Source organism: Rhodopseudomonas sp., assembly GCF_048594845.1.
Lineage (GTDB): Bacteria > Pseudomonadota > Alphaproteobacteria > Rhizobiales > Xanthobacteraceae > Rhodopseudomonas.
The window spans coordinates 1-5,760 of the sequence record NZ_JBMDXE010000092.1 but is presented as its reverse complement, the minus strand read 5'-3'; the positions used below and the strand labels follow the sequence as shown (position 1 = coordinate 5,760).

Below are 5,760 nucleotides of genomic sequence, written 5' to 3'. Positions count from 1 at the left end.
GGCCGGCCGGGTGTTCGTCGGCGAGCTGTCCGCCTTCGGCATCAACTTCGCCTGGGGCTGGAGCCGCAAATGGGTCGATCCCAGCACCCGCAAGAAGACAGAGGGCGGCCAGACCCGCATCAACCGCCGGGAGAAGTACCGCGTCTTCACCGTCGCGTTCGACTTCCTGACGGACGCGGAAGCGAGCGGCTTCGTTGACGACGTCGACCGCATCAACGGGCTTTGCGACGACGTGCTGTTCGTCGCGGATCCGGAGAGCGCGGACCTCGAGCGGGACTCGATCTGGGGACTGATGACGGACCTGTCGCCGACCGCCCAGCAGTTCATCGATCGCTGGACCAAGACCTACACCATCGAACAGAGGCTTTGAGCATGGCTGTCCTCAAATATGCAGATCGCGTCGCCGAATCCACGGTCGCGAGTGGCACCGGCGACATCGAGCTCGCCGGCGCGATCGACGGCGATCACGCGACATTTGGGAGCCAGTTTGCCAACGGCGACGAGATGCCCGTCACGGTGTTCGGTGGCGGCGCGTGGATGACGTTTCGCGGTCGCTACAATGCCGGCGCGAACAGCCTGACGCGCGTGACCTTCCGCGACAGCTCCACCGGAACAAATCTGAGCCTCTCCGGCACCATGACCGTGCTATGCGGCTGGACCGCAGCGGATGCCGCCGCGATGATCCGGACTGACGAGGCGCAGGCGCTGACGCCGGACCAGAAGACGCAGGCTCAAACCAATCTCGGTTTGACGGTAATTGGGCGAGCGCTTGCTGCGGCCACAGATCAGAAGGCCGGCCGGGCAGTGATCAACGCGTCCGGGCGTCTGAATGCTATCGTGTTTGTTGCGAGTCAGACGTTTGTCACACCTGCCGATTCAACCACCTCGACGGTCTACAAGTTCACCGTCATCGGCGCGGGCGGCGGGGGGGCTGGCGGCGGTCCTGGCGGCGCGATCGGTTCCGGCGGCGGAAGTGGCGCGGTGGTGGTCTTGTGGATCACCGGGCTTGCGCCGGGTACGTCGATCAGCATTGCGATCGGCGCTGGCGGCGGCGCGGTTGCGGGCGGTACAGCTGGCACTGGTGGAGCGACCACGCTCACCGTCTCGGGCCTCACTGTTACTTGCCCCGGCGGATTCGGGGGGCAAGGCAACACGACATCGCAGACTTCATCGGGCACCGCGGGCGGTGGTGGCCAGAGCCCGACGGTTACTAACACCGGCGCACTCACAATTCTTGGGCAAATGACTTTTCCGGGGCAGGCCGGCGATGGTGGCTGGCAAGTCGGCGGCATGACGCAATTCATCGCCGGCCGGGGCGGCAATACGCCGCTCGGCTGGGGGCTCTCTGGGCAGCCCGCAACCGGAAACCTCTCGTTCTCGGCATTAAACGGCGGCGTCGGTGTCGGAGCCGGCGGATCTGGCTCCGGCAACGGATCATCCGGGGCAACTGGTCAGTCTGGCCTAGTTGTCGTCGAATACGAAATCTGAGGAAGCATCATGGCCAACTACGCGCTTATCAAGATCGCGACCGGCGAGGTCGTCAATCGGATCATCTTGGACGACGAGAAAGAGTTCCCGGCGCAGGACGGCCACAAGCTGCAGCTCGACCTGGATGACACTTTTGCAATTGGCGGCATGTTTATCGCCGGCAGCTACACGCCGCCGCCCTCGGCACCCATGCCCGCGACTGTCCCTGTCAGCGCCTCGCGGCTTGGTCTGATGCGTGCATGGAAAGAGCAAGGCGTCTGGGATCAGATCAAGGCTAAGATCGCCGCCGACCCGGAAACGCAAGAAGAGTGGGATGTTGCGATCGAGATCCGTCGCACCGATCCGCTAGTTCAGCAGATGATCGCGGTGACTGGCATGAGCGAGCTGGATGTCGATGCACTGTTGATCCGCGCCAATGAATTAGTAGCCTAATTTGGGTGCGCCGCGTGCACGCGTGGATTACGCAGCCAGCATTATATCAGCCAGGTCGCTACAACTTGAGACGTTCTTTCTCGATTCAAAACTGCCGTCAGATGCGGCTAGAGTTCTTTTTCGGACGTACGAAAATAGGTTGCGTGAAGTGATTTGACGCGATCTTTACCGACCGCTTCGCAAATCCGTTCCTGCCAAAGCTGATACGCTTGCTGAACTTGCGTGAAGTCTGCAAATTCCTGCTCGGTCAATGCGATTTTTGCAGCTCCACGGGTTGGGTCTGATGAGAGGGAAAAGTCTGGGTAACGATCGAACCATTCGATCGAATAGCTGCCCATCATGCTGTCCTTCGGTCTTTGGAAATCAGGCGGGGAGGCGTCAACTGTAAGGGCGCCGGAGATGCCATCACGACAAAAGCCACTTGTCGCCATGGTGGTTGAATAACGTGGTGATGAGGGGTGTATGCCCTTTGGAGCGAACCCGCAGGCACGCTCAGCTTCGACAAACTCGCTCCTCGTGACGTTTCGCCAGCCGGTAAAATCGTCAGTCTTGAGCCAGTAATAAGGCCCCGAGCGCTCGTTGCTCATCGGCGAATTTCCAGATCCGGTCTGTTGAGGCTGGCCCGACTATACAGCGTCTAATAGCGACGTAGCACCCGGCGATATTACCTTTGATTTGAATTCCCCATCAACCTCGATCCCGGGGGCGCTGTCGCATGCGCCGTCGGCAATAGTGGAGACAGACATGCCGATCAAACTCACGGCCGCCGACTGGCGGGCGATCTTCCCGCGCGCGCCACAACAGGTGGTTGATGCCTTCTCGGCGAAGCAGGCTGTGCTCGACAAGGCCGGCATCACCGCGACGCGGACGCGGCTGGCTTACTTCCTTGCCAATGTCGAGCACGAGTGCAGAGGGTTCACCATTCCGAACCTGACCGAGAACATCAATTACACCGCGGCGCGGATGGCGCAGGTGTGGCCGAGCCGCTTCAATAAGGGCGGGAGTGCGGCGACCGGCTACATTCCTGATCCGAGCAAGGTGGTGGCGAAGTACGGCCGAGCGCAGGGCTGGCAGCTCAAAGCATTGGACGACATTTACGGAAACCGGATGGGCAACCGGCGGGGCACATCGGACGGCTCGCGCTATATCGGCCGCGGCGGGCCGCAGTGGACGGGCAGGGACGGCTACGCCGCCCTCGAGCGCATCACCGGCCTGCCGGCGGTGATGAATCCCGAGATCGCCAGCCGGCTCGATCTGCAGCCGGAGATCTGCGCGGCGTTCTGGCAGTGGAAGGGGCTCAACCGCTATGCCGATGCCGGCGACTTCGCCGGCTGCGTCAAGGCGTGGAACGGCGGCAGTAACGGCATGGCGGATCGCAAGGCGCAAATGGCCGGCAACGATCCGATCATCTGCCGGCTGCAAGTCGTATCCGACCAGGCGGCCGCGATCCCGGACGCCAAGGCGGCACCTGTCACCAAGCGTGAAGCTGTAGCCGGTGGCGCGGTCGGCGTCGTCTCCACGGCCGCGACCGCCGGCGTGCAGCAGGGCTGGGGCTGGGAAGCCTGGGCCGTCGCAGGGTTGCTGCTGGCCGTTGTCGCGGCTGCCAGCGCGCTCGGCTGGTGGTGGTGGCGCAAGCGTCGCGCCGCAAGCGAGGTGCTCCCTGCGCCATCGCTGGGGCTGTTGGGCACGATGCCAATGACGGAGGCCTCGGCGGCCGTGCCGCCGATGCCTCCGATTGCCAAGCCCCGTCGCAAGCGCCGGCCGACCGCCAAGCCGGCGGTGAAACGCAAAGCCACCAACCGAAAGGCGGCCTGAGATGGCGATCGACCTTGGACGATATGCGTGGCTCGCCCAGACGGCGATCGACTTCGGCTTGCCGATCTTGGGTACCGCGCTCGGCATTCCAGGCCCAGTGTCGGACTTCGCGATCTCGAAAATCAAGAGCGCGCTCGGCCTGAAGTCAGGCGCCACCCCGGAAGACGTCAGCAATGCCGTCGCGGCGAACCCGGACGTCGCCAAGGAGCAGCTCTCGGCGGCAGAATCCGAGGTCGCGGCCAAGTATGCCTACTTGATCCGTCTAGCCGAGGTTCAGGCCGACGTCGCAAAGACGCAGGTCGAGCAGGTCAACGAGAGCATCCGCGCCGAGGCGGCGACGCCGAACGGCTGGTGGGGGCACTGGCGAACTTGGATGGCCTATGAGCTGGCGATTGAATGCCCGTTCTGGGCCGCGTTGATCGTGTGGTGCATCGTCGCCGGCAAGATCAATGAACTGGTAGGTGCAACGTCGCTGCTAACGGTATGGTGGGGGGCTCGTTTCGGCGTGCTTGGTGTCCACGTCTGGACTGGTAGCATCGAACGTCAGACGGCGATCGCCGGCCAACCCGTTGGCGGCGCGGCATCGACCATCGCCGCGGCCGTCACGGGCAAGCGCAAGTAGTAAGAACGACGATCCGATGGTTGATCCTCACCCGCTTGAAGAACTCACCGACGTGCAACGAGCGTTCCTGGTCGGCCTTACTGATCAGCGCGTTGCTAATCTGTGGGCCGCGGCCGACGATTGGCACGATCTTCGGCCGGAGGCGAAGGAGTTGCTGCGCAACGCCAGGCCGGAGACGCTCGAATGGCTCGAGCGTGCCTCCGAGGAAGACGTCGAGCTGCTGCGATACAGCATCTCGTTCATTGCCGCGTCGCGGTTGCTCGGCAAGGTCACTTGGTTCGTCGGCGCCGCACTATTTGGCATCGCCGTCGGCATACTGACCTTGTGGGACCGCTTCAAAGCGCTAGTCGTCTCCAAATAGACATAACTTTCTAACGAGCCATTTCAGGACGGTCTATCGTCTTGTCCCCCAATGCAGCCGATGTTCCGTGCGCTGAATAAAGAGATACCCTTCGCACGAAGATGCCCAACTCCCGGGGATCATTCGACACTCCGAGCGAAGCCGGGATCGCTGGTGATCTAATGGTGATATCGATCTCAATTGGAGCGCTTGGGTTACGATCGGGTTCAGGAATCCCGATCCGTTCATTAAAGCTGGCGGCAGCGCTGGTCAGACTTGCTCGCCTTGCAATGTGCCCGTTTACTTTGATCTCGATCCATACGTGATCATGCACCCCTCCGAAAAAGCCGAGCCCCTCAATTTCGAGATCTTTCGGCTGTATTTCCGGTGAAGCATCAATCTTCAATGTAGCGCGAGGACCGATTGTCCAGGTGCCAGTCGGTTCAGAGTCCGACCACCCCCGCACAAGCGACAGGCCGCGCGTCTGACCCTGCGCGAGAGAGAAATCCAATCGATCTGTTGAAACGCAAGAGAAAAGGCCGTTGATGTATATGAAGGGGCCTCGGATCCGGGCCGTGTTTATCGCCGACCTAGGAGCCAGCGACGCTTGGGGGCCGCAGACATCTTCGTCCACGTAGCCCAATCGCGTGCTAAGTGTCAGGATCTTGGTAATCGCCCCGTCGGAATTCACGAATTTATACGGCGTGGGGGGGCGTGACGCCTCCGAACCAAACAACCTTTCGTAAAAGACCTCCAACTCGGGGTTATAGCGCTGCGGGTAGTGCGCAAGGAAGAACTCCGCCAAAGGAGTGAACCTCACACTGCTCAACTGATGGCGGACCAGTGGACCGCCGTAATGATATGCAGCGAAGGCTTGCAATGTGACAGCGGCTGTCGCTGCGAAAGTAGCAATCTGCCTCGCTTGCATGATCCGATAGATCGACCAGAACACCAGGATCATCCCTGACCACGCAGCATAGCGCGACATCATCGCCGAGGCCGAATTCCAGTTAACCTGGGCGAGAGTGGGCGTGATCACAAGAAAGAAGCCGACAACCAGCAA

At 61.7% G+C, this 5,760-nt stretch carries 8 protein-coding genes; 6 read left to right on the top strand and 2 right to left on the bottom strand.

Annotation, left to right across the window (positions count from 1 at the left end):
- The 3 genes from ACOJTD_RS05560 to ACOJTD_RS05550 all read left to right on the top strand — a co-directional run.
- Positions 1–370 (top strand): hypothetical protein (locus tag ACOJTD_RS05560; protein ID WP_420131934.1); only part of this gene is annotated, 370 nt, incomplete at its 5' end.
- 2 nt (positions 371–372) lie between these two features.
- Positions 373–1,488 (top strand): hypothetical protein, encoded by a 1,116-nt coding sequence (locus tag ACOJTD_RS05555; RefSeq protein ID WP_420131933.1) that lies wholly within the window; start codon positions 373–375, stop codon positions 1,486–1,488.
- 9 nt (positions 1,489–1,497) lie between these two features.
- A complete protein-coding gene (locus ACOJTD_RS05550) occupies positions 1,498–1,920 on the top strand; it encodes a hypothetical protein (protein WP_420131932.1) in 423 nt (140 codons plus the stop codon).
- Between the two features lie 107 nt (positions 1,921–2,027).
- Here the strand turns inward: ACOJTD_RS05550 and ACOJTD_RS05545 are convergent, their stop codons facing one another.
- Positions 2,028–2,507, bottom strand: coding sequence for a hypothetical protein (locus tag ACOJTD_RS05545; protein ID WP_420131931.1), 480 nt, complete (start codon positions 2,505–2,507; stop codon positions 2,028–2,030).
- A 157-nt stretch (positions 2,508–2,664) separates the two neighbouring features.
- Between ACOJTD_RS05545 and ACOJTD_RS05540 the strand changes: the two genes are divergently transcribed.
- From ACOJTD_RS05540 to ACOJTD_RS05530, 3 genes are read left to right on the top strand one after another with little or no spacing between them, the layout of a single operon-like run.
- Positions 2,665–3,735: a glycoside hydrolase family 19 protein gene (locus ACOJTD_RS05540; RefSeq protein WP_420131930.1), complete on the top strand. Its 1,071-nt coding sequence runs from the start codon at positions 2,665–2,667 to the stop codon at positions 3,733–3,735.
- Position 3,736: 1 nt separating this feature from the next.
- Positions 3,737–4,357: a hypothetical protein gene (locus tag ACOJTD_RS05535; protein WP_420131929.1), complete on the top strand. Its 621-nt coding sequence runs from the start codon at positions 3,737–3,739 to the stop codon at positions 4,355–4,357.
- Positions 4,358–4,373: 16 nt separating this feature from the next.
- Positions 4,374–4,718, top strand: a complete 345-nt coding sequence (locus tag ACOJTD_RS05530; RefSeq protein ID WP_420131928.1) for a hypothetical protein — start codon at positions 4,374–4,376, stop codon at positions 4,716–4,718.
- A 10-nt stretch (positions 4,719–4,728) separates the two neighbouring features.
- On the opposite strand, the gene ACOJTD_RS05525 is transcribed toward ACOJTD_RS05530, so the two are convergent.
- Positions 4,729–5,760: hypothetical protein (locus tag ACOJTD_RS05525; RefSeq protein ID WP_420131927.1), on the bottom strand; the 1,032-nt coding region annotated here is incomplete at its 5' end.